23 protein-coding genes are annotated in these 23656 nt (G+C 73.4%); 14 read left to right on the top strand and 9 right to left on the bottom strand.

The window, feature by feature from the left end; all coding sequences use genetic code 11:
* Nucleotides 1-51 precede the first annotated feature (51 nt).
* Nucleotides 52-429: a MerR family DNA-binding transcriptional regulator gene (locus ACH47X_RS01035; RefSeq protein ID WP_397400563.1), complete on the top strand. Its 378-nt coding sequence runs from the start codon at nt 52-54 to the stop codon at nt 427-429.
* Here ACH47X_RS01035 and ACH47X_RS01030 read toward each other — a convergent pair.
* The 3 genes from ACH47X_RS01030 to ACH47X_RS01020 form a co-directional block, all read right to left on the bottom strand.
* Nucleotides 401-730, bottom strand: coding sequence for a DUF1707 domain-containing protein (locus ACH47X_RS01030; protein WP_397400561.1), 330 nt, complete (start codon nt 728-730; stop codon nt 401-403). The two genes, ACH47X_RS01035 and ACH47X_RS01030, sit on opposite strands and share 29 nt — an antisense overlap.
* Nucleotides 731-848: 118 nt before the next feature.
* Nucleotides 849-2117, bottom strand: a complete 1269-nt coding sequence (locus ACH47X_RS01025; protein ID WP_397400559.1) for a chloride channel protein — start codon at nt 2115-2117, stop codon at nt 849-851.
* Nucleotides 2118-2184: 67 nt separating this feature from the next.
* Nucleotides 2185-3777, bottom strand: coding sequence for a peptide chain release factor 3 (locus tag ACH47X_RS01020; RefSeq protein ID WP_397400557.1), 1593 nt, complete (start codon nt 3775-3777; stop codon nt 2185-2187).
* A gap of 155 nt (nt 3778-3932) precedes the next feature.
* Here ACH47X_RS01020 and ACH47X_RS01015 point away from each other — a divergent pair, with 155 nt between their 5' ends.
* The 3 genes from ACH47X_RS01015 to ACH47X_RS01005 all read left to right on the top strand — a co-directional run bounded on the left by ACH47X_RS01015 (nt 3933) and on the right by ACH47X_RS01005 (nt 7543).
* Nucleotides 3933-4454 (top strand): PadR family transcriptional regulator, encoded by a 522-nt coding sequence (locus ACH47X_RS01015; RefSeq protein ID WP_142033429.1) that lies wholly within the window; start codon nt 3933-3935, stop codon nt 4452-4454.
* 66 nt (nt 4455-4520) lie between these two features.
* A complete protein-coding gene (locus ACH47X_RS01010; protein WP_397400555.1) occupies nt 4521-5204 on the top strand; it encodes an ABC transporter ATP-binding protein in 684 nt (227 codons plus the stop codon).
* Complete coding sequence (locus ACH47X_RS01005) at nt 5201-7543, top strand: FtsX-like permease family protein (RefSeq protein WP_397400553.1); 2343 nt, start codon at nt 5201-5203, stop codon at nt 7541-7543. Before ACH47X_RS01010 ends, ACH47X_RS01005 begins: the two co-directional genes overlap by 4 nt.
* A 55-nt stretch (nt 7544-7598) precedes the next feature.
* Here the strand turns inward: ACH47X_RS01005 and ACH47X_RS01000 are convergent, their stop codons facing one another.
* Complete coding sequence (locus tag ACH47X_RS01000; RefSeq protein ID WP_397400551.1) at nt 7599-11120, bottom strand: family 43 glycosylhydrolase; 3522 nt, start codon at nt 11118-11120, stop codon at nt 7599-7601.
* A 276-nt stretch (nt 11121-11396) separates the two neighbouring features.
* Here ACH47X_RS01000 and erm point away from each other — a divergent pair, with 276 nt between their 5' ends.
* The 3 genes from erm (at nt 11397) to ACH47X_RS00985 (ending at nt 13708) form a co-directional block, all read left to right on the top strand.
* Nucleotides 11397-12218, top strand: a complete 822-nt coding sequence (erm, locus tag ACH47X_RS00995; protein ID WP_397400549.1) for a 23S ribosomal RNA methyltransferase Erm — start codon at nt 11397-11399, stop codon at nt 12216-12218.
* A 66-nt stretch (nt 12219-12284) separates the two neighbouring features.
* Nucleotides 12285-12899, top strand: coding sequence for a hypothetical protein (locus tag ACH47X_RS00990; protein ID WP_397400547.1), 615 nt, complete (start codon nt 12285-12287; stop codon nt 12897-12899).
* 104 nt (nt 12900-13003) lie between these two features.
* Nucleotides 13004-13708, top strand: a complete 705-nt coding sequence (locus tag ACH47X_RS00985; protein ID WP_397400545.1) for a class I SAM-dependent methyltransferase — start codon at nt 13004-13006, stop codon at nt 13706-13708.
* A 209-nt stretch (nt 13709-13917) separates the two neighbouring features.
* Here the strand turns inward: ACH47X_RS00985 and ACH47X_RS00980 are convergent, their stop codons facing one another.
* Complete coding sequence (locus tag ACH47X_RS00980) at nt 13918-14247, bottom strand: nuclear transport factor 2 family protein (protein WP_397400543.1); 330 nt, start codon at nt 14245-14247, stop codon at nt 13918-13920.
* 206 nt (nt 14248-14453) lie between these two features.
* On the opposite strand from ACH47X_RS00980, the gene ACH47X_RS00975 reads away from it, so the two are divergent.
* The 5 genes from ACH47X_RS00975 (at nt 14454) to ACH47X_RS00955 (ending at nt 18683) form a co-directional block, all read left to right on the top strand.
* Nucleotides 14454-15218 (top strand): lytic polysaccharide monooxygenase auxiliary activity family 9 protein, encoded by a 765-nt coding sequence (locus ACH47X_RS00975; protein ID WP_397400541.1) that lies wholly within the window; start codon nt 14454-14456, stop codon nt 15216-15218.
* 472 nt (nt 15219-15690) lie between these two features.
* Nucleotides 15691-16626, top strand: coding sequence for a cysteine synthase A (gene cysK, locus ACH47X_RS00970; RefSeq protein WP_142033419.1), 936 nt, complete (start codon nt 15691-15693; stop codon nt 16624-16626).
* Nucleotides 16626-17222: a serine O-acetyltransferase EpsC gene (gene epsC, locus ACH47X_RS00965; protein ID WP_142033418.1), complete on the top strand. Its 597-nt coding sequence runs from the start codon at nt 16626-16628 to the stop codon at nt 17220-17222. The genes cysK and epsC overlap by 1 nt, the downstream gene beginning before the upstream one ends.
* Before the next feature lie 88 nt (nt 17223-17310).
* Complete coding sequence (locus tag ACH47X_RS00960) at nt 17311-17664, top strand: GntR family transcriptional regulator (RefSeq protein ID WP_036966836.1); 354 nt, start codon at nt 17311-17313, stop codon at nt 17662-17664.
* Nucleotides 17661-18683 (top strand): DUF1648 domain-containing protein, encoded by a 1023-nt coding sequence (locus ACH47X_RS00955; protein ID WP_397400538.1) that lies wholly within the window; start codon nt 17661-17663, stop codon nt 18681-18683. Before ACH47X_RS00960 ends, ACH47X_RS00955 begins: the two co-directional genes overlap by 4 nt.
* A 21-nt stretch (nt 18684-18704) precedes the next feature.
* Here the strand turns inward: ACH47X_RS00955 and ACH47X_RS00950 are convergent, their stop codons facing one another.
* Nucleotides 18705-19097, bottom strand: a complete 393-nt coding sequence (locus ACH47X_RS00950) for an MmcQ/YjbR family DNA-binding protein (RefSeq protein ID WP_397400536.1) — start codon at nt 19095-19097, stop codon at nt 18705-18707.
* A 103-nt stretch (nt 19098-19200) separates the two neighbouring features.
* On the opposite strand from ACH47X_RS00950, the gene ACH47X_RS00945 reads away from it, so the two are divergent.
* On the top strand, nt 19201-20313 hold the full coding sequence (locus ACH47X_RS00945) for an LLM class F420-dependent oxidoreductase (RefSeq protein ID WP_397400534.1): 1113 nt from the start codon (nt 19201-19203) through the stop codon (nt 20311-20313).
* A gap of 10 nt (nt 20314-20323) precedes the next feature.
* Here ACH47X_RS00945 and ACH47X_RS00940 read toward each other — a convergent pair whose 3' ends face one another.
* Nucleotides 20324-20755: an MGMT family protein gene (locus tag ACH47X_RS00940; protein WP_397400532.1), complete on the bottom strand. Its 432-nt coding sequence runs from the start codon at nt 20753-20755 to the stop codon at nt 20324-20326.
* An 86-nt stretch (nt 20756-20841) separates the two neighbouring features.
* Between ACH47X_RS00940 and ACH47X_RS00935 the strand changes: the two genes are divergently transcribed.
* Nucleotides 20842-22152, top strand: a complete 1311-nt coding sequence (locus ACH47X_RS00935) for an enhanced intracellular survival protein Eis (RefSeq protein ID WP_397400530.1) — start codon at nt 20842-20844, stop codon at nt 22150-22152.
* Nucleotides 22153-22159: 7 nt separating this feature from the next.
* Here ACH47X_RS00935 and ACH47X_RS00930 read toward each other — a convergent pair whose 3' ends face one another.
* Both ACH47X_RS00930 and ACH47X_RS00925 read right to left on the bottom strand, forming a co-directional pair.
* Nucleotides 22160-23176 carry an Fpg/Nei family DNA glycosylase gene (locus ACH47X_RS00930; RefSeq protein WP_397400528.1) on the bottom strand — a complete coding sequence of 339 codons (1017 nt, stop codon included), beginning with the start codon at nt 23174-23176 and terminating at the stop codon, nt 22160-22162.
* A complete protein-coding gene (locus tag ACH47X_RS00925) occupies nt 23169-23621 on the bottom strand; it encodes a ribose-5-phosphate isomerase (protein ID WP_397400526.1) in 453 nt (150 codons plus the stop codon). The genes ACH47X_RS00930 and ACH47X_RS00925 overlap by 8 nt, the downstream gene beginning before the upstream one ends.
* Nucleotides 23622-23656: the final 35 nt, after the last annotated feature.

Below are 23656 nucleotides of genomic sequence, written 5' to 3'. Positions count from 1 at the left end.
CGATCGAGTTCTTGATCGAACCGGATCTCCGGAGCAGTGAGAGGGGGCGCCATGAGCGCCACGACGGCGGACGCCGAGCGGCTGGTCCGCATCGGCGAGGTGGCGCGCGACGCCGGGGTCTCGGTGCGCGCGGTGCGGTACTACGAGCAGCAGGGTCTGCTCACCGCGGAACGCAGCCCGTCCGGCCAGCGGCTCTACCCGCGCGAGGCGGGGTCCCGCGTACGGTTCTTCCAGCAGATGTACGCCGCCGGGCTGTCCAGCCGGAACATCGCGGAGCTGCTGCCGTGCATCGAGTCCGGGCACACCGACGCCGAGCAGCGGGCCATGCTGCACACCGAGCGCGACCGGATCCGCGCCAAGATCGACGACCTCCAGGCGGCCCTGGACCGCCTGGACGAGGTCATCGAGGTGACGGCGAGCCACCCGTAGCCCCGGGCCGCCGCGCTGCCCGCAGCGTGTCCAGGCGTTCGTGGTACTCCTGGCCGTCGATCTGCCCGGACGCGAACCGGTCGGCGAGGATCCGCTCGGCGTCCTCCCGCTCGCCCGGGCCCTCTCGCCGGCCCGGGCCGCGCAGGAGCGCCACCAGGCCCGCGACCACCGCGCCGATGACCACGAGCCAGAAGACGGCCATGAACGCCATCATCAGCAGGCCCCAGCCCCAGCCGAACCCACCCCAGTCCCACATCATCGTCGCGTCCCCTTCCGGGCGACGGCGGTCCGCCGCCTTCACCCTCATCACGCTAGGCGCGACGGACGCGGCCCGTCCCGGGACCTTCGTCCCCGGGCGGCGGGCCTCCGGTCACGGGGCGGCTCGCCCACGAACACGGGGACGAGCGGCGCGTAGACGTTCATGGCTCGACCGTCGCGGGCCGCCGAGTGTTGAACAGCCCTTTGAGCAGCGTGCCCACGAGCGCCCCGAGGATCGCCGGGACGGTGACGGCTGGCCCAGCGGTCACGCACAACAGCAGGGCCAGGACGAGGGCGGTGACCGGCATCCCGGCCGCGGCCGCCACGGCGGCGGCGATGCCGCAGGCCACCAGAGGGGCGAGCGCCGTCCCCGGGATCAGGAGGGCGGCAGCGGCGCCGGCGGCAGCGCCGACGAACACCGACGGGAAGATCGTCCCGCCGTGGAACCCGGTGCCCAGGCTCACGGAGTAGGCCGCGGACTTCACGACGGCGACCACGACCAGTGTGCCCGCGGCCGTGGTCGTCGTCACCGTGGACAGGGCCTGCTGCCCGGAGAACAGCACGGTGTCCACGTCGGCACCCGTCGTCGCCCGGACCAGCACCGCCAGGAGACCGACCGTCAGGCCGCCCGCGAGAAGCGCCACGAACGGGCCGCGCGCGGCCGCCTTCCGCGCGACGCCGCCGAGGCGCATGGCCGCGAGCACGAGGCCCCCGGCCACCAGGGCCACGACGGCTCCGGCGACGAGGTCGACCACGTGCAGGTCCGGGTACGAGCCGAGGTCGCCCATGGACAGCTCGGGGACGTGGACGCCCGGCCAGTCGGCGATGCCGATGCGCACCACGTAGCCCGCGCCGAGCGCCGCGAGGATCGGGACCATCTGGAGCACCGGCTGCTCGGGACGCGGCCGCGCGGCGAGGAACATCGCCTCCAGCACGAGCAGCATGGTGACGACGGGGTTGCCCAGCACGACACCGAGCGCCGCCGCGGCGGCGGCCATGACGAGCACCTTGGAGGCCTCGGTGCCGAGGCGGTGGTGGACGGCGAAGCCGATGCTGGTGCCGATCGCGATCAGCGGTGCCTCGGGTCCGAGCACCGCGCCGAACACCAGGGACGACGCCGCCGCCAGCAGCGTCGAGGGCAGCTCGCGCCCCGTGATGTCGAAGGCGAACCCGTCCAGCGGGTGGTGGCCGCCGTGCCCCGGCAGCCGTGACGCGAGGTGCACACCGACCCCGCCGAGCAGCAGGAGCAGCAGCACCCACCACCACGGCACGCCGTCGAGCCCCAGGGCGCCCGGGAGCCAGGTCCAGAACAGCTGCTCGGCGCCGTGCACCAGCGAGGTGAAGAGGGTGGCGCAGAGCGCCGCCGCGACGCCGACCACCGCGGGAAGCCCGACGAGCGTGGCCAGCGGCCTCCTGCCGTGTGCGTCCATGGTCGCACTCCCGGTCCTACCACCGCTGAACACCCCGATCGTCGCACCGCGTCGCGGGGTTCGCGCGCTAGACGCCGCTGGCGGCGAGCGGGATCAGCGGCACGTCCGGGTGGGCCCGCTCGAAGGCCCGTGCGTGCCAGATGTCACGCAGCAGCACGAGCGGCGTGCCGTCGCCGCGGCGCACCATCTCGACGCCCGGGTAGGCGGCGATCGTGTCGATGTGCTCCGGCGCGGCCTCGCGGGCCAGCGACAGGCCGAGCTGCTCGGTCCGGATGGGCGCCGAGAACTCGTGCTCCATGCGGAACGTCGCGACCTCGAACTGCAGCGGGCCGACCGCCGCGAGGATCGGGTTGCCGTCGCCGCGTGCCTCGGACACCAGGACCTGGACCACGCCCTCCTGCTCGAGCTGCGAGATGCCCTTGCGGAACTGCTTGGAGCGGCCCGGGTCGACCGACCGGGCGGCCGCGAAGTGCTCGGGCGCGAACACCGGCATGGGCGGGAACCGCACCTTCGGGCCGGCGGCGTCGTACACCGTGTCGCCGACGGCGAGCGTGCTGGCGTTGACCAGGCCCACGACGTCGCCGGGGTAGGCGTCCTCGACCGTCTGCCGTTCCCGGCCGAAGACCGACAGCGCGTACTTCGTGGCGAACGGCCGGCCCGTGCGCTCGTGCGTCACGACCATGCCGCGCTCGAAGCGGCCGGAGCACACGCGGATGAAGGCCACGTGGTCCCGGTGGTGGGGGTCCATGCCCGCCTGCATCTTGAACACGAACCCGCTGAACGCCTGGTCCACGTCGCGGGGCGTACCGTCGACGTCGGGCCGCGAGCCCGGCGCGGGTGCGAGCTCCACGACGGCGTCCAGGAGCTGCTTGACGCCGATGTTGGCCAGCGCCGCGCCGAACAGCAGCGGCGTCGTCGTGCCGGCGAGGAAGGACTCCCGGTCGAGCTCGTCGAGGAGCTGCACGCTCTCCACCGCCTCGGCGTGGTCGTCGCCCAGGGTGTCGGCCGCGGCCTGCGGCGTCAGGAGGTGCTCCTCGGCGATCGACGCGCCGCCCGGCGCGCGGCGGTAGGTGCGCACCTCGCCGCTGGCGCGGTCGAGCAGCCCGAGGAACCGGCCGGCCTCGCCGATGGGCCAGCTGAGCGGCGTCGGGCGCAGGTCGATGCGCTCCTGCAGCTCGTCGCACAGCTCCAGCGCCTCGCGGCCGGGGCGGTCCCACTTGTTGACGAACGTGATGACCGGCACCCCGCGGCGGCGGCACACCTCGAAGAGCTTGAGCGTCTGCGGCTCCAGGCCCTTCGCGGAGTCGAGCAGCATGACTGCGGCGTCGACCGCGGTCAGCACGCGGTAGGTGTCCTCGGAGAAGTCGGCGTGGCCCGGGGTGTCCAGCAGGTTGATCACCACGTCGCCGTAGGCGAACTGGAGGGCGGCGGACGTGATCGAGATGCCGCGCTTCTGCTCCATCTCGAGCCAGTCGGACACGACGCCGGCACGGTTGCCCTTGCCGTGCACCGCCCCGGCCTCCTCGATCGCGTGGGCGTGCAGGGCCAGGGCCTCGGTCAGGGTCGACTTGCCGGCGTCGGGGTGGGAGATCACCGCGATGCTGCGGCGGCGTGCCGCCTCGGTCCCGACCGGACGGGCGTCGGAGGTCAGGACGGTCACCGGGCTCCACCATTCAGTTCGTGCTGCACCAACGCCATCCCATCTCCCGCGCCTACCGCTTCCGGACAGCCCGCAACTCTACCTTCTCAGGGCGGCGGAGCCGCGCGAACCGGGGTCTTCACCCGAGGTATACACCGTGTGTATAGTGCCGTGGCATGACCGTTGGACACGCACTGCTGGGGCTGCTCGAGGGCGGGCCCGCGCACGGGTACGACCTCAAGCGCTCCTACGACGAACGCTTCGGACAGGACCGGCCGCTGCACTACGGCCAGGTCTACTCGACGCTCGCCCGCCTGCTGAAGAACGGCCTGGTCGAGGTCGAGGCCGAGCCGGGCGCCGGCCCCGAGCGCAAGAAGTACGCGATCACGCAGGCCGGCGTCTCCGACGTCGCCGCGTGGCTCGCCCAGCCGGAGAAGCCCGAGCCCTACCTGCAGAGCACCCTCTACACCAAGGTGGTGCTCGCCCTGCTCACGGGGCACGACGCCGACGAGCTGCTCGACACCCAGCGCGCCGAGCACCTGCGCCTCATGCGCGAGCTCACGCGGCGGCGGGACGCCGGTGACCTGGCCGACCAGCTCATCTGCGACCACGCGCTGTTCCACCTGGAGGCCGACCTGCGCTGGCTGGAGGTCACGGCGGCGCGCGTCCAGCAGCTCGCCGCGCAGGTGCGCGGCTAGGCCGTCCCGGCCTGCCCGCCCGACACCGCCCGAACTTCCGCTCGCTCCCCCACACCTGGAGGCACGATGGCCGACGAACCCCTGCTCATCGCCGAGAACCTGCAGCTCAGCTTCGGTCCCACCATGGCGCTCGAGCACGCGACCGCCGAGGTGCACGCCGGAGAGGTGCTGGCCCTGATGGGCCCCTCCGGCTCCGGCAAGTCCACCCTGCTGCACTGCATGGCGGGCATCCTCATGCCCGACGCGGGCCGCGTGACCTACGCGGACCGCGACCTCACCGCCATGCACGACGACGAGCGCAGCGCGCTGCGGCGCACCGAGTTCGGGTTCGTCTTCCAGTTCGGGCAGCTCGTCCCGGAGCTCACCTGCCTGGAGAACGTGGCGCTGCCCCTGCGGCTGGGCGGGGCGAGCCGCCGCGCGGCCCTGCGCAGCGCGGAGGCCTGGCTGGAGCGGCTGGAGGTGTCCGACGTCGCCGGCAAGCGCCCGGGCCAGGCGTCCGGCGGGCAGGGCCAGCGCGTGGCCGTGGCCCGCGCGCTGGTGACCCGGCCCAAGGTGGTGTTCGCCGACGAGCCGACCGGCGCGCTGGACACCGTCAACGGCGACCGCGTGATGCAGCTCTTCGTGGCGGCCGCGCGAGACACCGGAGCCGCCGTCGTCCTGGTGACGCACGAGCCGCGCGTCGCGGCACACTCCGACCGGGAGGCCGTGGTGCGTGACGGCCGCGTGCGGCAGCAGGAGTTCGTGCGATGAGGCGGTGGCTCACCGACCTCTCCCTCGGCGTGCGCCTGAGCGTGGGCGGCGGCCGGTCCGGCTGGGCACGGCTCGCCCTGATCGCCGTCGGCGTGGGGCTGGGCGTGACGATGCTGCTGGTCGCGGCCAGCATCCCGCCCGTGCTGGACGCCCGCACCGACCGCGCGGCGGCCCGGTCGGTCGAGTCGGGCCAGACGCTGGCGCCGGGCGCGCCCACGCTGCTGACCGCCGAGGTCCGGTCCGTTTTCCACGACGCGGCGATCAACGGCCGGCTGCTCCAGCCCGAGTCCGACGACGCCCCGCTGCCGCCCGGCGTGACCCGGCAGCTCACGCCCGGCGACGTCGTCCTCTCCCCTGCCCTGGAGCGTCTGCTCGCCTCCGACGACGGCGCGGCGCTGCGGGGTCGCTGGGGCGACCGCGTGGTCGGCACCATCGGCACCGAAGGGCTGGCCGGACCCGGGGAGCTCACCTTCTACCTGGGCACCGACCGGCTCACCGACGAGACGGCCGACCGGATCCAGTCCTTCGGCGGGGCGACGACCCCCGACGAGGACATCAGCCCCGTCCTGATGCTGCTCGCCCTGGTCGGCATGGTCGTGCTGCTGCTGCCCGTCGCGATCTTCGTCAGCACCGCCGTGCGGTTCGGCAGCGAGAGCCGCGACCGCCGGCTCGCCGCGGTGCGCCTGGTCGGGGCCGACGTCGGTGCGACCCGGCGGATCGCCGCCGGCGAGACTCTTGCGGGCGCGGTGCTGGGGCTGGCCGTCGGCGGCCTGCTGTACCTCGCGGTGCGGCAGACGGCCGGGTACCTGGTGCCGGGCACCCTCAGCTTCTACCCCGGCGACTTCCGGCCCGTGCCCGCGCTGGCCGCCCTGGTGGTGGTGCTGGTGCCGGTGACGACGGTGCTGGTCACGCTCTCGGCGCTGCGGCAGGTGCTGGTCGAGCCGCTCGGCGTGGTGCGGCGCGGCAGCGAGCGCCGTCGCCGGTTCTGGTGGCGCCTGGTGTTCCCGGTGCTGGGCCTGGTGCTGCTGCACCCGCTGGTCACGGGCCTGGACGACGCCCTGGAGACGCAGATCATGATCGTGGCCGGGCTGGTGCTGCTGCTGGCCGGGGTGGCACTGATCCTGCCGTGGCTCGTGGAGGCGACGGTGCGCCGGCTCGGTCCGGGCGGCGTCGCGTGGGATCTCGCGGTGCGCCGGCTGCAGCTCGACAGCGACACGGCGGTGCGCGCCGTGTCGGGCATCGCGGTGTCCGTGGCGGGCCTGATCGCGCTGCAGGGGCTGGTCGGGGCGATCGGTGCGCTGACGGCCGAGTCGCAGGCCGACACGAGCACCTACCAGGCGTCCGTGCTGGACATCAGCGGCGGAGCCGGGGCCGACGAGGTCTGGGCGCGCGAGCTGGCGCAGGCCCGGGGCGTGACGGCGGTCGGGACGCTGACGTCGGTGTGGGCTGCCCCGTCCGCGGGGTCTGCCGACGGTTCCGGTGGGACCGCCGACGAGGGTCTGCTCGTCGACTCCGGTGCCTGCGAGGTGCTGGCCCAGGAGGCGCAGCTCGGCTCGTGCACCGACGGGGACGTCTTCGTGGTCCTGCCTGACGGCGCCACGGCGCCCGCGGCCGGGAGCGAGTTCCTGCTGGGCGGCTCGCGGCCGGGCGCCGCGGGCGACGGCGCGGATGCGGACGCACTCGCCCCGTGGACCCTCCCGGCGTCGGCCAGGACGGTGGCGCCGCCGGAGGGCGGCGTGACCGCACTGAACGGCGGCGGCCCGCCGCGCATCCTGGTGACGCCCGGCGCGCTGGACGGCGTGCGCCTGGAGCCGATGTCGGTGACCACGTACGTGGCGCTCGATCCCGCCGAACCGGACGCCCTGGACCACTTGCGGACGGCGGCGGCGCAGGTCGACCCCGTCGCGTACGCGTCGCCGATCGAGCAGCGCGGTATCTCAGCGGCGCTCGGCGGCATCCGGCAGGTGCTGCTGGTCGGCACGGTCGCGCTGCTGCTAATGGTCGGAGCGAGCATGCTGGTCAACGTCGTCGAGCAGCTCCGGGAGCGGCGTCGGCTGCTGGCGGTGCTCGTCGCGTTCGGCACGCGGCGGCGCACCCTGAGCGGTTCGGTGCTGTTCCAGGTGGCGATCCCGGTGGTGCTGGGGCTGGCCCTGGCGGTGGTGACCGGCTCGGTGCTGGCACTGGCGCTCCAGGTGGCCGTTCACGCGCCGCTCCGGTTCGACTGGGTCGGCGTGGGCACGACGTCGGGCGCGGCCGCCCTGGTGGTGCTGCTCACGACGGCGGCCGGGCTGCCGCTGCTGTGGCGGCTGACCCGGCCGGAGGGACTGCGCAGCGAGTGAGCGGGCCGCGGCCCTGACCCGGGTACGCCGGGTCAGGGCCGTGGTGCGTGTTCCCCTACGGGGCGACCCGCCCCTTGGAGCCGGCCGCCGCCTTGATCCTGGCGCCCCGGTCGGAGACCGCCACCCCGGGCAGCGCCCCCGCCCGCGTCGCGGTCACCTCGACGGACATCCGGTGCCCGACGTCGGCGGCGGTGAGCCGGTACGTGCGCTCCTCCGCGCCGGCCACGGGCGCGCCGTCACGCAGCCACCGGTAGCCGAAGGTGACGTCGCGCTGGTCCCAGCGGCCGGGCGCGGCCGTGAGGGTGGACCCGGCCGCGGGCCGGCCGTCGACCGTCGGCGGCTTCAGGGCCTGCGGCCGCACGCCGTCGTAGGCGAGCGGGTCGACGCTCGTGAGCGTGGGCGTGACCGTCCGCATGAGGCCGTCGGCGCCGAACGTCAGCCGGTCGATCGTGGTCTCGCGGTGGGTCCCGTCGCCGCCGGGGATCGCGAACCGGTGGTAGGCGATGTACCACTCGTCGGTGCCGGGCACCTGGACGATCGAGCTGTGCCCGGTCGCGAGGATGCCCTGGCTCGTGTCCTTGGACAGGATGACGCCGCGGTAGGTCCACGGCCCGTCGATGCTGGTGGCCGTGGCGTACCCGACGCGGTAGTCGGCGGAGCCGGTGTCGTCGATCGAGTAGGTCAGGTGGTAGAGCCCGTCGCGGTAGTTGAGGAACGTGCCCTCGCGGAAGTTCGTGAGCCCGCCGATCCGCGCCGGGGTGTCCTGCTTGATCGAGAGCATGTCGTCGCTCAGCTCGGCGTACACCGGGCCGTTCGACGGGCCGCCGTTGCCCCAGAACAGGTAGTACCGGCCGGTCTCCGGGTCCTGGAACGCCGCGGGGTCGATCGCCTGCCCCGAGGCGATCGGCTCGTCGTTCAGGATCATCGCCGTGGGCTGCGCGGTGAACGGCCCCTCGGGGTGGTCGGCCACGGCCACGCCGAGCGTCTTGCGGTTGTACGTCGGGTTGTGGCCCGAGAAGTAGAAGTAGTACTTCCCGTCCCGCTCGATGATCGTGGGCGCCCAGGCGTTGCCGCTGGCCCACGGGACGTTGCCCGCGGCGCCGTCCAGGGTCAGGATCGGCTCGGCCGAACGCTCCCAGTCCACCAGGTCCTTCGACGTCCAGACGTAGAAGTCCTTGCCGCCCCAGCCCGCGACGCCGTCCGACGTCGCGTAGAGATAGTAGGCGTCGCCGAAGTGCGCGATGTTCGGGTCCGCGTACAGGCCCGGCAGCACGGGCGAGCGCATCTCGACGGCGCGCACGGTCCAGTCGCGGCGGGCGCCGTCCTGGGCCGTGACCGTGAAGGTCCTGCCCGCCGAGAGGTCGACCGGACCCGTGACCTGGGGCGAGACCGTGGAGGTGGAGACCACCTCGAAGGCCGGCTCCAGCGCCGTCACGTCGGTGCCGGGGGTCACCGGCAGCGTCACGGTCGACGTCGCGCCGTCGATGACGGCGGGCACCTTGAGGGCGTCCAGCTCGACGCCCGTGATGGCGGTCGGGTCCGCACCGAGCTCCCGCACCTCGCCGGCCGTCAGGGCACGGTTGTAAAGACGGAAGTCGCGCACCTTGCCCTTGAGGTACCGGTCCGCGGTGTAGGTGGAGCGGCCGATGTAGTTGGCCGTGGTCCGGCCGTCGCCGATGTCGCCCGGCTCGATCGTGACGCCGGTCTTCTCGCCCACCTCGACTCCGTCCAGGTAGAGCGTGGCGGTGCCGTCCTGGAGCGTGTAGGTCAGCGTCTTCCAGGCGCCGCGGGGCAGCGCCGAGCCCGACGCGACCGTCTGCTCGGTGGACCAGTTGCCGGTCGCGATCGAGGAGCGGTAGTTGTTCCCCGTGGTGAACAGGTAGCCGCTGCCGGCACCGCCGCCGTCGGTGTTGCCGAGGCCCCAGATGAAGTAGGGCGTGGCCTGCGCCGGGTCCAGCCAGACCTTGGTCGAGACGGTGATCGCGTCGAGCCCGGCCATCATGTCGTCGGGCAGCCGCACGTGGCCGTTCGTCCCGCCGAGGTTCAGCGCGCCGTCGGCCCAGGTGGCATCGCCGCTGACGACGCCGTCGTACCCGTGGCCGGTGCCGTCCGCCGCGACCGTGCCGCCGGTCTCGTCGAGCGCGTAGTGGGCGACCAGGCCGTTCTCGTCGGCGACGACCGGCGTCGGCGGGTCGGGGACGACGATGCCCTCGCGAAGCGCCGCGAGCTCGGCGGCCGTCACGGGTATGACGGTGCCGTGGCGCGGGCTGGCGGGCAGGTCGTAGTCCGCGGGGACCTGCCAGTCGGGGTTCTCGAGGTCGTCGGTGCCGAGCGGGATGTAGCCGCGGCCGCCGTACTCGTCCACGAACAGGTAGAACGGCGACCCGGACGTGTCGCCCGGGTTGGCCTTGAAGACGGTCGGCCCCTCGACGGCGGACGTGCCGGCCTCCCGGCCGATGCAGCCCGCCATGAACTCCCAGGACGGGTCGCCGGGCAGGTCGACGGCCGTGAGCGACGCCGACTTCTCCTGGATGATGTCCGAGCAGCCTGTCCCGCCGCCGCCCTCGTCCTTGGTGAAGCGGTAGTAGACGCCGTTCTCGCGGATCACCGTCGAGTCGATCCGCGACTCGCCGCGGTCCTGCCAGACCTGCGCCTCGCTGAACGTCACGAAGTCGCGCGTGGTGGCGTACAGCATCCGGTTGTAGGCGCTGCCGGTGTGGTCCGGGTCGTCGTCCGCGTAGAGCTTCGAGGCCCAGAACACGACGTACTGCCCCAGCGACTCGTCCCAGTACGCCTCGGGCGCCCAGGTGTTGCCGGCGTTGTCGGGCGAGACCTTGACGTGCCGCTGCTCGGACCAGGTGACGAGGTCCGTGGACTCCCAGACCTCCAGGTACTGGCTGCCGTGCCGCTGCGCCGCGTCCCAGTCGCCGTTGCGCCCGATCGACAGGTCGGTGGCGATCAGGAAGAACCGGTCGCCCTCGGGCGAGCGGATCAGGAACGGGTCGCGCAGACCGAGGGTACCCTCGCCCGACTCCAGCACCGGCTGCCCGTTGTTGGTCTCGTCCCAGGTCAGGGCGTCGTTGCCGCGGCTGGCCGCGAAGTAGATCTTCTCGCCGGCGACCGAGTTGCCGGTGAAGTAGCTGAACGCGTAGCCCTCGTAGGCCGCGGCGGCCGGCTGCTCGCGGACCGTGAGCGGGATCTCGCGGGCCGACGTCGCGTCGCCGACCTCGGCGGTCGCGGTCAGGGTGACCTCGGTGTCGCCGGCGCCGTTGGCCGGGCGGTGGACGACGCCGTCGGCCGCGACGACGTCGGAGTCGGAGGACGCCCAGGTGACCGTGGCGCCGTCGGGGCCCGACGTCGGCAGGGTGAGGTGGCCGCGCACGTCGTCGGCGTGCACGACGCCGAGGGCGGCGGCCGCGGCGTCGGCCTGGTCCTGGGCGGTGGTCCGGGTCGGGGCGGTCACGGCCGCCGTGGCGCTTGCGGGGATCAGGGGCAGCAGGCTGCCGAGCAGTGCGACGACGGCGCCCGTGGCGACGGTGCGCAGGGGCAGGCGGGAAGGACGAGTGCTTCGTTGCACGTGTACCTCGCGAGAATGTGAGCGTTAACAGTCGCGTCATCCGACCATCGACGGATGACCGTGTCAAGGGACCGGGGCGAAAAAGCGTGGCGTCCCGCGGAGGCCGGCCCGTAGGGTCGGCCTCGATATGAACGCAATGATCAGGCAGCGTTCCGCCCGCTAGCGGCGCGGAACGCACACCACCCCAAGCGCGTGCTCCGCGCCGCCGGCTCCCGCCGGGCGGCGCGTTCGTGCTGCCCGGATTCTCTGTCAGCCGACGAATCCTGGAGCACACCCATGTCGCGCAACCGCTCTTCCCGTTCCGCGGACCTCCGCCTCCCGCCGGGCAACGATCCCGGCGGCGCCCACGAGCTGGGCCAGAACCTGCTGGTCGACACGCAGGTGATCGACCGGACGGTCGCCCTGGTCCCGCGCGCCGACCGGCCGCTGGTCGAGTGGGCCGCCGGGCGCGGGGCGCTGACCCTGCCCCTGGCCCGGCTGGGCCGGCCGGTCGAGGCCGTCGAGATCGACCCGCGCTCGGCCGCGCGGCTGGGGCGGATCGCACCGGGGAACGTCACGGTCACGCGGGGCGACATCCTGCGCCACGCACCGCCGTCCGAGGCGTACGACCTCGTGTGCAACGTGCCGTTCCACCTGACCACCCCGGTGCTGCGGCGCCTGTTCACGCTGAGCGGCTGGCAGCGCGCCGTGCTGATCACGCAGTGGGAGGTCGCGCGCAAGCGCGCCGCCGTCGGCGGCACGACGCTCCTGACGGCCCAGTGGTGGCCGTGGTTCACCTTCGGCCTGGACCGGCGGGTGCCCGCCTCGGCGTTCCGGCCACGGCCGAGCGTCGACGCCGGCCTGCTGGTCATCGACCGGCGTCGCGAGCCGCTGGTGCCGGTGGCCGACCAGGACCGCTACCAGCGGTTCGCCGCCGCCGTCTTCAACGGTCGCGGCCGAGGCGTCCACGAGGTGCTGGCCCGCACCGGGGTCGGGCGGAGCGACGTCCGGCGCTGGGCGCGCGCGAACGGCGTCCGGCCGGGTGCCCTGCCACGAGACCTCGACGCCCGGGCCTGGGTGGACGCGTACGCGACGAGCGCGCGGCGACGGCCGAGATGAGACCCATCACGTGATGCCCAGCGGTTCACCATGAGTCCGGCATGACGATGCTGTCGAATAGGGCGCATGTCGTCGAACGCCGCCGCGCCGCCGAGCGCACCCCGCCGTCCCCGCCGTCGCTGGATCGTCGTCCTGGTCTCGGTGGTCGCCGTGCTGGTGGCGCTCGGCGTGGCGGCCGAGGTGCTGCTGCGCGGTGTGATCGACGACCGGATCGCAGCAGCTGAGGCGGACCTGCCCGCGGGCGTCACGGTGGAGCGCGACGACACGCCCGCGCTCGTGCAGCTGGCGACCGGGCGGGCCACCGTGCGGGCGGAGGTCTCCCCGGAGGCCCTCACCGACATGGCCCGCTCGGCCACCGAGCTTCCGGAGCTGCAGGTCACACCGCAGTCCGGCGGCCTGGTGGCGCGGGTTCCGCTGTCCATCGCGGGCAGCGAGCAGAACGTGGACGTCGCACTCTCCGTCACCGCCGAGAACGGCCGGGCGATGCTGCGTGCCGAGACGGTCGAGTTCGCGGGCATCTCGCTCCCCCTGGCCGCGGTGGCCGATCAGCTCGGCAACGACCAGCTCGACCAGCTCGTCGAGGGCGTGGCGTTCCCGGAGGACGAGACCGAGGTGGCGATCTCGTCGGCCCGGGCCACGCAGAACGGCCTGGAGCTGGGCGCGGAGGTCGCGATCTGGTGAACGTGCCCGGTAGATACCCGGCGCTCTTGGGGGAGAGCGGAGCGCGCGGTGAACCCGGCCGATAGCGTCCCGCAGGACACCGACCGTCGCGCGAAGGGGATCCGATGAAGGCCGACCACTACGACGAGTTCGCGGCGAGCTACGACGCCGAGAACTCCGGGAGCCTGCTCAACGCCTGGTACGAACGACCGGCCATGATCCGCCTCGCGGGCGACGTGCGCGGCCGCAAGATCCTGGACGCGGGCTGCGGCTCCGGGCCGCTGTCCGCCGAGCTGCGCGACCGCGGCGCCGAGATGAGCGGGTTCGACGGCAGCCCCGCGATGATCGAGATCGCACGCCGCCGCCTCGGCGACGACGTCCCGCTGACCGTCGCGGACCTCGCCCAGCCGCTCCCCTACGCGGACGACGCCTTCGACGACGTCGTCTCCTCCCTCGTGCTGCACTACCTCGAGGACTGGGAGCCGCCGCTGGCCGAGCTGCACCGGGTCCTCAAGCCCGGCGGCCGGCTCATCCTCTCGGTGAACCACCCGCTCGCCCGGCCCTTCCTCTTCCCGGACGAGGGCTACTTCGGTACCCGGCAGTTCACGGACGAGTTCGAGTTCGCGGGCCAGCCCGGGACGCTGACGTTCTGGCACCGCCCCCTGCACGCGATGTCCGACGCCTTCGCCGCCGCGGGGTTCAGCATCACCTCCATGGCCGAACCCGCGCCATCCCCGGACACCCCGCCCGAGCTCCTCCCGCCACGCATCGCCAGCGGCGAGCGGACGGCGTTCGTGTCGTTCCTCTTCTTCGTCCTCGAGGCCCGCTGAGACCCGCGCACGCCGCGGCGGGGCGCTTCCTGCTGACGAGCGCGCGGAGGGATTCCCCGCCTGGACCGTGTTGCTCTGAGTCGACAATGTCTACTGAGAGCAACACACCCCGGACAGACGTGTTCTCCCCCGGTCCGACGCTGAGGCGCTGGGCCGCTCGGCCGTCGAGGCCCGGCCGGCACCGGCTGAGCCACGCACGCTGAGCGGCGTCAGCTCAGCACGAGGCTCGCGACCTTGCCACCCCGCAGGTCGAACTTGAACGGCCCGGTCCCGTTGAACCTGTTGCTCGTCACCTTGATGGTGACGGTGTAGGCGTCGGGCCCGTCGCCCGGCTCCACGGACACCAGGTCGAAGTGGCTCTTCATCCCGATGTTGTCGGTCTCGTTCCAGCTCCGGATGCCGTCCGGTCCGTGGAACTCGCGCCCCCAGTCGTTCAGGTACGCGTCGTCGGTGAACGTGGCGACGAAGCGCTCGGTATCGCCGGCGTTGGTCGCGTCGATGAACTCCTGGATCGCGGCGGGCAGGTCGGGAGCAGCCATGGAGTGCCTCCTGGGCGGTCGGTTGTCCTGACCATAAGCAGCACGCGCCGCTCCGCGCAGGACCGGCGAGGAAGACCGGCGCGCCCGCGTCGCGGTCTTAACCGTTTCACCCCGTGGTCTCGCCCGTCCCCGCTCCGGAGAGTGGTTCCTGCACGCGCCGTGGCGGGCCCCGCCAGGCGCACCCGCCCGAGCACCTGGAGGAACCCATGTCCATCCGTGCGCACGCGCGCAGTCTCACGTTCGCCGTCGCCGTGGCCCTCGCCGCGCCGTTCGCCATGGTCGCCGTCGTCGCGGCCGACACCGTCACGGCTGCGCCGGCTGCCGCCCACGGCTCGGTGACCGACCCGCCCACCCGCAACTACGGCTGCTTCGAGCGCTGGGGCAGCGACCACCTCAACCCCGAGATGGCCGAGCTCGACCCCATGTGCTGGGGCGCCTGGCAGGCCGACCCCAACGCCATGTGGAACTGGAACGGGCTGTACCGGGAGAACGTCGGCGGCAACCACGAGGCCGTCATCCCCGACGGGCAGCTCTGCTCGGGCGGCCGCACCCAGTCACCGCGCTACGACTACCTCGACACCCCGGGAGAGTGGGTGGCCAAGGACGTGCCCCAGCAGTTCCACCTCACCCTGACCGACCAGGCCCAGCACGGCGCCGACTACCTGCGCATCTACGTCTCCAAGCCGAGCTTCGACCCGACCACGGAGGCGCTCGGCTGGGACGACCTCGACCTGGTGCAGGAGACCGACCCCTACCCCTCGCAGGGCACGTACGAGACCGACGTCGACCTCACCGGGTACAGCGGCCGCGCCGTGCTGTACACGATCTGGCAGGCGTCCCACCTCGACCAGCCCTACTACCTGTGCTCGGACATCAACATCGGCGGAGCGACAGGCGCGCCCGGCTCCGTGTCCGGTACGGCGAGGATGCCGGTCACCACGGCGCTCCGGCTGGGACAGACCGCCGCCTGATCGCTCACCTGCTTGCTTGCCCCGCTCATGAGCGGGGCAAGCAAGCGCGAAGCATCGACACGATCGATACCTGAGACAGATCTTGTCTCACAGTGCGCGCCCGCGTAACCTGCACGAGTCGAGCCAACCACTCGGCACGGAAACACGCAGCCGTGCGGCCCCTTGGCCGCCACACGCAGGGAGGACGTCTTGAGCACCGTGCGCTCCGCACTCCCCACCCGTCTTCTCCCGGTCGCCGCGCCCTCGATGTGCGTGACCGGCTGCTGCCGCCGAGGCTGTCTGTAGAGCGTCCGCACGCACCCGACCGCGCCGGCACCGCCCGCGTGGCCGGGTCGCCAGCGGGACGCTCCGGCCCCGACACCTGCCCCAGACGCTCGACGCCGGCCCCGAGGCGCGCACCCGCGCGACCAGGACGCCTACGTCGGGCAACGCACGAACCAAGCCAGACCCGCCACCCAGCGAAGGAAGAACAATGGCCCGCATCTACGACGACGCGACCAAGCTCATCGGAAACACCCCGCTCGTCAAGCTCAACCGGCTGACCGAAGGACTCGAGGCGACGGTTCTCGGCAAGCTCGAGTTCTACAACCCCGCCAACTCCGTGAAGGACCGCATCGGCGTGTCCATCATCGATGCCGCCGAGGAGTCGGGTGAGCTCAAGGAGGGCGGCACGATCGTCGAGGGTACCTCGGGCAACACGGGCATCGCCCTGGCCTGGGTGGGCGCGGCCCGTGGCTACAAGGTGGTCCTGGCGATGCCGGAGACCATGTCCAAGGAGCGGCGCGCGCTGCTGCGCGCGTACGGCGCCGAGCTGGTGCTCACGCCGGGTGCGGAGGGCATGAAGGGCGCCGTCGCGGCAGCCGAGCGGATCGCGCAGGAGCGGCCGGGCGCCGTGCTGGCCCGGCAGTTCGCGAACGCCGCCAACCCGGCGATCCACCGCGCCACGACCGCCGAGGAGATCTGGGCGGACACCGACGGCGAGGTCGACATCCTCGTGGCCGGCATCGGCACGGGCGGCACCATCACCGGCGTCGGCCAGGTGCTCAAGGAGCGCAAGCCCGAGGTCAAGGTCATCGCGGTGGAGCCCGAGGAGTCGCCGATCCTGAACGGCGGCCAGCCCGGGCCGCACAAGATCCAGGGCATCGGCGCCAACTTCGTGCCCGACATCCTGGACCGCGAGGTCTACGACGAGGTCATCGACGTCAACCTCGCCACCGCGATCGACGCCGCGCGTCGTGCCGCGAAGGAGGAGGGCCTGCTGGTCGGCACGTCGTCCGGCGCCGCGCTGTCGGCGGCCCTGGAGGTCGCGAAGCGCCCGGAGAACGCGGGCAAGACGATCGTCGTGATCATCCCCGACTTCGGCGAGCGCTACCTGTCCACGCCGCTGTTCGAGGGCCTGGTCGACTGATGGCCCGGGGGCGTGGGCTGCTCGGGGTTCTTTCCGACGACCTCGACGCCGCGCGCGCCCACGACCCGGCCGCGCGGTCCCGGCTGGAGGTCGCGCTCGCCTACCCGGGCGTGCACGCCCTCTGGGCGTACCGCGCGGCGCACCGCCTGTGGCGGGTCCCGGCGATGCGCCTGCCCGCGCGGCTGCTCTCGCAGCTCGCGCGGGCGGCGACCGGGATCGAGATCCACCCGGGCGCCCGGCTGGGGCAGCGGATGTTCATCGACCACGGCATGGGCGTGGTGATCGGCGAGACCGCCGTGGTGGGCGACGACGTGATGCTCTACCACGGCGTCACCCTCGGCGGCCGGTCGCTCAGCCGCGGCAAGCGCCACCCCACGCTCGGCGACCGCGTGACCGTGGGCGCCGGCGCGAAGGTGCTCGGCCCCGTCTGGATCGGCGACGACGCGCAGATCGGCGCCAACGCCGTCGTCGTCAAGGACGTGCCCGCCGGGGCCGTCGCGGTGGGCATCCCCGCGCGGGTCCGGGTGCCGAAGGCGCCGGTCGCGGAGCGGTCCCGCAACGAGGACCCGTCGGAGCTCATCGAGTACTCGATCTAACGGCCTCGGAACGCACCGCAGGAGCCGGACGATCTCGTTCGCTCGCAGCGCTTGTTCTAGTTGGAGTAGATCAAGTAGCATTCTGCTCATGATGTTCCGGATCGATCCCACGAGCGACGAGCCGCTGTTCGAGCAGCTCGTGGCTCGAGTGCGCATCGGGGTCGCCAAGGGAGAGCTCGCACACGGCGAGCGACTCCCCGGGGCGCGCGAGCTCGCGCAGGCACTCGAGGTCAACGTGCACACCGTCCTGAAGGCCTACCAGGTGCTGCGCGACGAAGGGCTTGTCGACCTGCGCCGCGGCCGGGGAGCGATCGTCACGGGGCGGGCACAGGCCGAGCTCTCCGCCGTCGAGCGGGCGATCGACGACCTGATCCGCGCCGCGAAGGCGGCACACCTGTCACCGGACGCCACAGCGACCCTCGTCAAGGAGGCGATGAGATGACCACCGGGATCCTGCTGCACCGACGGCTCGGGCACACCAGACGAGGCCAGATCGTGATCAGCGCCCTAGCCGGCCTGTCCCTGCTCGCCCTGGCCGCGGGCGTGGCGCTCTCCTGGCGGGACAGCCTGCCCGACCCGGTGGCGACGCACTGGTCCGCCGACAGCGGGCCGGACGGGTTCATGCCCCTCGGCGCCTTCGTCGCCGCGCTCGCCGGCACGGGGGCGGCCTGCGTCGCCCTGTTCTCCGCGATCGGGTTCTACGGCGGCCGGGCCGTGAGCACGCGGCGCCTGTCGGTCGCCATGAACGTGTGGATCGGCGGGTTCATCGGCACGATCCTGGCGGGCAGCCTGTGGGCTCAGCGCGGGCTGGCCGACGCCGCGGAGGCCTGGATGCCGGGCTGGCTGCTCGCCGTCGCGTTCCTCGGCCCGGCGGTGCCGGCGGTGGTCGCCGCCCTGCTCGTGCCCGCGGACCGGCCCCTGCCCGCGACGGAGCCCGTCGACTCCCGGGCGGCCAGGGCCGAGCTGGCGCCCGGCGAGCGGGCGGCGTGGATCGGGCGGGCCACCACGACCCCGACAGGCCTGGCGCTCCAGCTCGGCGCGGCGCTCGTCTGCGCGGTGCTGACCGTGGTGACGCAGTTCTGGGCGATGCTCGTCGTGCCCGCGATCCTCGTGCTCCTCTTCCTGGCGATGCTCTCGTTCACGGTCCGCGTCGACAGCTCCGGGCTCACCGTGCGCTCGACGCTTGGCTGGCCCGGCACCCGGATACCCGCGGGCGAGGTGCTGGTCGCGTCCGCCACGCAGGTGAACCCGTTGGGCGACTACGGCGGCTGGGGCTGGCGGGTGGCGCTCGACGGGTCAGGCCGCACCGGCGTCGTCCTGCGCAAGGGCGAGGCCCTTGCGGTCGACCGGACCGGCGGCCGCGGGTTCGTGGTCACGGTGGACGGCGCCGCCGAGGCGGCAGCGCTGCTGAACACGATGGCGGAGCGAGCGCGTCCCGGGTCAGGGCCCCAGGACGACTGAGCCAGGGCCGGGGAAGTACGGCTACCGCAGCCGGTCCGCGTGCTCCCGGGCCAGCTTCGGTGGCGCCGCCGCGAGCCATGCGTCGACCAGGGCCTCACGCAGCCCTGCGTCGGCGATGGCGTCGAGCTGGATCAGCATCCCGGCGAAGCCGTCGAAGTGCGCGATGGTGAAGAACCCCGGCCGGCCCTCCGCCAGGATCGCCTCCTTCTCCCCGAGATCCTCGACCCGGACGCCGAGGATCGGACCCTCCGGCACCGGCTCGTCGCCGAACCGCTTCAGGTCTGCCTTGGTGAAGGGGCGCTCCCAGGCGAACGCCTTGGTGCCGACCGACCAGGCACGGTGGCGGTAGCTCAGGCCCTCGGAGGTCTCGGGGAGCGCGAGGGCGAGCCGGGCGACGTCGTCGTAGGTGGCCACGGGACCACCGTAACCACAACGGCCGCCGCGGGACCGGTAGGGTGTAGGCAGTACCTGGGACGCGCCGTCCCAGGTAAGCCGTTCCCACGACGAGGTGAACCCCATGCGCATCGGATTCCAGACCGGTTACTGGTCCCGCAGGCCCCCGAAGGGCATCCAGCAGTTCATCGTGGCCGCCGACAAGCTCGGCCTCGACTCGGTGTGGACCGCCGAGGCCTACGGTTCCGACGCCTTCTCGCCCCTGGCCTGGTGGGGCTCCCGCACCCGGAACGTGCGACTGGGCACGGGCATCGCCCAGATCTCCGCCCGCACGCCGACGGCGACCGCCATGCAGGCCCTGACGATGGACCACCTGTCCAGGGGCAGGTTCGTGCTCGGGCTGGGCGCCTCCGGCCCGCAGGTGGTCGAGGGCTGGTACGGGCAGCCGTACAAGCGGCCGCTGGCCCGGACCCGCGAGTACGTGGACATCGTGCGGCAGGTCATGCGCCGTGAGGCGCCCGTGACGCACGACGGGTCGTTCTACCAGCTCCCGCTGTCCGCCGACGCCGAGGGCGCGACCGGGCTGGGCAAGGCCCTCAAGCCGACGGTGCACCCGTTCCGCTCCGAGATCCCGATCGTGCTGGCCGCGCAGGGGCCCAAGAACGTGGCGCTGGCCGCCGAGATCGCGGACGGCTGGATGGCCGGTTTCTACGCGCCCCGCATGGACGACGAGTTCCGTGCGCTGCTGGCCGAGGGCTTCGACGTCCGCTCCGAGGAGCGTTCTGCGGCCGACCGGTTCGAGGTGTGCGCCACGGTCCCCGTGGTCGTGCGGGACGACGTCGAGGCCGCCGCCGACGTCATCCGGCCGCACATCGCGCTGTACGCGGGTGGGATGGGAGCCAAGGAGGCGAACTTCCACAAGCAGTCGCTCGACCGGCTCGGCTACAAGGAGCCGCTCGACAAGGTGCAGGAGCTCTACCTCGCCGGGCGCAAGGAGGAGGCGGCCGCGGCCGTGCCGACGCAGCTCGTCGAGGAGATCGCGCTGGTCGGTCCGGCCGACAAGATCCGCCGCGAGCTGCCCACCTGGGAGAAGACCGCGATCACGACGCTGCTCGTCCAGGGCGACCCGGCCTCGATGCTCGCACTGCTCGCCGCGACGCAGGACACGTCCCTGGCCGGGCGGGCCCGGTCGACGGCGGGCTCGCTCCTCGCGAGGGTCGCCCCGTCCAAGGTCTGACATCCGGCACTCAGTGGTTCGGCTCGTCGTCCTCCGGGAACCAGACCGCGCGCCGGAGGTTCACACGGCGGCCGTCCTTGGACAGCGGGCAGCCCTCGGCACGCAGCGCGTCCAGGGCTTCGGTCAGGTGGTGCGGCGGCGGGGAGCCCGCGGCGTTGACCACGCGCCACCAGGGCACGCCCTCGCCGTCGGCCGGCCCGCCGTCCTCCCCCGGCCGGCCGCCGTCCCCGTCCGGGACGAGGTGCGCGTACCTGCTGCCCGAGCCTGCCAGGACGCTCCCGACCTGACGCGGGCCGCCGCGGCCGAGCTCCTCGCCGACGATCTCCGCGATGAGCCCGTAGGTCATGGCGCGGCCGGAGGGGATGCTGCGGACGGCGTCGAGCACGGCGGCGGCGTACTCCTCGACGTCGGTGAGCGGGGGTCCGGACGACGGCTGGTTCACGGGTGCGATCGTAGACGCGGCGGCGGCTGACTCCACTACGGCGGGCCGGCGGAATTCCGCTTGCCCGCTGGTGCGACGATCGACTCATGGCACTTCCCCAGATCGCCCTGCCGGCGGGGTACCGCTGGCGCACGCTGACCCCCGACGACCAGCGCCTCGTGACCGAGCTGGACACCTGGGCCTTCCCCACGGGCCACTCGCACGCCGACCTCGACGCCCTCCCGTCGCCGCTCACCTGGGAACGCACGGTCGGCATCGAGGCGGACGGCGCCGACGGCCTGGTGGCGATGCATGCGTCCTACCCGTTCGCGCGGTTCCCCGTGCCGGGCGCCGAGCTGCCGACGGCGGGCCTGACCTGGGTGGGCGTGCACCCGCAGCACCGCCGGCGCGGCCTGCTGACCTCGATGATCGACCTGCACCTGGCGCGGTCCGTCGAGCGCGGCGAGCCGCTGAGCGCCCTGTTCGCCGCCGAGGCCGCGATCTACGGCCGGTTCGGCTACGGCCACGCCGCCGACGACCTGCGCCTCGACGTCCCGCGCGGCGCGGCCCTGCGCGACGTGCCCGGAGCCGAGCGGCACACGGTGCGGGTCGAGGTCGCCTCCCGCGAGCGCCACGGCGCACTCGTGGACCGGCTGCACCGCGCGGCGGGCGCCGCGCCGGCCGGCGTCCCGGGCCTGAACCGGCCCGGCTGGGTCACGCGCGAGACCGAGGAGCTGCAGGCCGTCCTGTGGGACGACGCCCTGATCCATCGCGGCGGGCGCGAGTCGCGGCGCATCATCGTCGTCGAGCTCGACGGCGAGCCTCGCGGCTACGTGACGTTCCGCCGGAACCTCAGCTGGGAGCCGACCGGCCCGCGCGGGCAGGTGAGCGCCGGGGAGGTCGTGGCGCTGGACGCCCCGGCGGCCCGTGCCCTGTGGGGCGCGCTGCTCGACCTCGACCTGACGAACGAGGTGTCCCCGTTCATCCTGCCGGTGGACGACGTGGTGACGCAGCTCCTGGTGAACCTGCGCGCGGCGGCGCCGCGCACCCCGGACAACCTGTGGGTGCGGCTGGTCGACGTGCCCGCGGCCCTCGCGGGTCGGCAGTACGCCGCCGACGTCGACGTCACGCTCGCCGTGACGGACACCCGGCTGCCCGCGAACGCCGGGGTGTACCGGCTGCGGGCCGAGGCGTTCGGACCGGCGTCGGTGGAGCGGCTGGACCCGGAGACCGAGGTGCCCGAGCTGTCGCTCGACGTGCGCGAGCTGGGCGCCGCCTACCTGGGCGGGAAGTCGCTCGCGACGCTCGCCGCGGCCGGGCTGGTCACCGTGCACCCCGGGCGGGGGCAGGGCGCGCTGGCGCGGGCGAGCGCCGCGTTCGGCTGGCCGGTCGCTCCGGGGGCGTCCTGGGTGTTCTGACCGGGCCTCAGGTCTGGCAGGTGCCGCACCAGAACAGGTTGCGGCCCGCCAGCTCCTTGACCAGCACCGGCGACCCGCACACCCGGCACGGCAGCCCGTCCCGGTGGTACACGTAGAAGGCCTGGTCGGCGGGCACAGCGCCGGGGGCGCCGTCGGTGTTCTGCCGGGTGCGCCCCCGGCCGCCCGCTGGGCCCCGGTCCTCCGGCCGCGTGGTGACGATCGCGCCGTGGTCCGCGCCGTCGCGCATCAGCACGACCAGGTCGTCCCAGATCGCACGGACGGTGGCCGACGGCACCTCGCGCCCGGGCCGCAGCGGGTCCACGCCGGCGCGGAACAGCGCCTCGGCGCGGTAGATGTTGCCCACCCCGGCGACCACGGCCTGGTCCATGAGCTGCTGCCCGATCGTCACCCGCGACCGGCCGACCCGTGCCACGAAGGCCGCGGGGTCGCCGTCGTCCCGGATGGGATCGGGGCCCAGGCGTGCCTCGACGGACTGCTTCTCGTCGGTCGTGATCACCTCGCACGCCGTGGGACCGGTGAGGTCGGCGACGGCGTGCGCGCCGAGCAGGCGCACCCGTACCTGTCCGCGTGGCTCCGGGACGTCCCACGTGTCAGACGTAGGGGTCACAGAGGTGATCCGTACGTCTGACACGGACGGGGCCGACGACGGCAGCGAGTCGCGCTCGCCGATCCGGCGCCGGGGCGCGCCGATCGCGTGCGCGACCTCCGGGGCGTCCGGTGCCCCGGCGAACGTCCACGCCCCGTACAGCCCGAGATGGGTGCGCAGCCACAACGTGTCAGGGGCACGGGTCAGCCCGGTGACCTGCGTGTCTGACACGTCGGCGGGCGCGAAGCCGAGGAAGAGCTGCTTGCCCCACGCCTCGCTCACCACGAGGCGACGGCCGTCCAGCACGCCGGCGCCGTCGGCGAACCGCCCCTGCGGGCTGCTCACCCGGAGCACCTGCCCGGCGTACAAGGTGTCGAACGTCCGCGCGAGGCGGTGGACGGTGTGTCCCTCAGGCACGCTTGCTCTCGTACTCGGCGAGCTGGTCGATGCGGCGCTGGTGCCGCGCGTCGCCGCTGAACGGCTCGGCCACGAAGGCCTCGACGAACGACGTCGCCTCCTCCACGGTGTGCATGCGCCCGCCGACGGCGATCACGTTGGCGTCGTTGTGCTGGCGGCCGAGCTTCGCCGTCTCCAGCGACCAGGCGAGCACGGCACGGACGCCGGTCACCTTGTTCGCGGCGATCTGCTCGCCGTTGCCCGAGCCACCGATCACGATGCCGAGCGAGCCCGGCTCGGCGACGACGGCCTCACCGGCGGAGAGGCAGAACGCGGGGTAGTCGTCCAGGGGGTCGAGCTCGTGGGCGCCGTGGTCGGTGACGTCGTGCCCGGCTGCGGTGAGGTGCTGCACCAGGTGCTGCTTGAGGTCGTACCCGGCGTGGTCGGCGGCGATGTGGAGACGCATGGCCCCATCTTCCCTCATGCCGGGGGTCCGTGTTG

This window comes from Promicromonospora kroppenstedtii (genome assembly GCF_044389675.1).
Classification (GTDB): domain Bacteria; phylum Actinomycetota; class Actinomycetes; order Actinomycetales; family Cellulomonadaceae; genus Promicromonospora; species Promicromonospora kroppenstedtii.
The sequence above is the reverse complement of the archived record's forward strand: the minus strand, read 5'-3'. Positions and strand labels throughout refer to the sequence as shown.

Excerpts from the sequence above, each read along its gene's own strand:
- ACH47X_RS01035 (WP_397400563.1), top strand. The coding sequence starts at position 52 with ATGAGCGCCACGACGGCGGACGCCGAGCGGCTGGTCCGCATCGGCGAG.
- ACH47X_RS01025 (WP_397400559.1), bottom strand. The coding sequence starts at position 2,117 with ATGGACGCACACGGCAGGAGGCCGCTGGCCACGCTCGTCGGGCTTCCC.
- ACH47X_RS01015 (WP_142033429.1), top strand. The coding sequence starts at position 3,933 with ATGACCGTTGGACACGCACTGCTGGGGCTGCTCGAGGGCGGGCCCGCG.
- ACH47X_RS01010 (WP_397400555.1), top strand. The coding sequence starts at position 4,521 with ATGGCCGACGAACCCCTGCTCATCGCCGAGAACCTGCAGCTCAGCTTC.
- ACH47X_RS01005 (WP_397400553.1), top strand. The coding sequence starts at position 5,201 with ATGAGGCGGTGGCTCACCGACCTCTCCCTCGGCGTGCGCCTGAGCGTG.
- erm (WP_397400549.1), top strand. The coding sequence starts at position 11,397 with ATGTCGCGCAACCGCTCTTCCCGTTCCGCGGACCTCCGCCTCCCGCCG.
- ACH47X_RS00990 (WP_397400547.1), top strand. The coding sequence starts at position 12,285 with ATGTCGTCGAACGCCGCCGCGCCGCCGAGCGCACCCCGCCGTCCCCGC.
- ACH47X_RS00985 (WP_397400545.1), top strand. The coding sequence starts at position 13,004 with ATGAAGGCCGACCACTACGACGAGTTCGCGGCGAGCTACGACGCCGAG.
- ACH47X_RS00980 (WP_397400543.1), bottom strand. The coding sequence starts at position 14,247 with ATGGCTGCTCCCGACCTGCCCGCCGCGATCCAGGAGTTCATCGACGCG.
- ACH47X_RS00975 (WP_397400541.1), top strand. The coding sequence starts at position 14,454 with ATGTCCATCCGTGCGCACGCGCGCAGTCTCACGTTCGCCGTCGCCGTG.
- cysK (WP_142033419.1), top strand. The coding sequence starts at position 15,691 with ATGGCCCGCATCTACGACGACGCGACCAAGCTCATCGGAAACACCCCG.
- epsC (WP_142033418.1), top strand. The coding sequence starts at position 16,626 with ATGGCCCGGGGGCGTGGGCTGCTCGGGGTTCTTTCCGACGACCTCGAC.
- ACH47X_RS00960 (WP_036966836.1), top strand. The coding sequence starts at position 17,311 with ATGATGTTCCGGATCGATCCCACGAGCGACGAGCCGCTGTTCGAGCAG.
- ACH47X_RS00955 (WP_397400538.1), top strand. The coding sequence starts at position 17,661 with ATGACCACCGGGATCCTGCTGCACCGACGGCTCGGGCACACCAGACGA.
- ACH47X_RS00945 (WP_397400534.1), top strand. The coding sequence starts at position 19,201 with ATGCGCATCGGATTCCAGACCGGTTACTGGTCCCGCAGGCCCCCGAAG.
- ACH47X_RS00935 (WP_397400530.1), top strand. The coding sequence starts at position 20,842 with ATGGCACTTCCCCAGATCGCCCTGCCGGCGGGGTACCGCTGGCGCACG.
- ACH47X_RS00925 (WP_397400526.1), bottom strand. The coding sequence starts at position 23,621 with ATGCGTCTCCACATCGCCGCCGACCACGCCGGGTACGACCTCAAGCAG.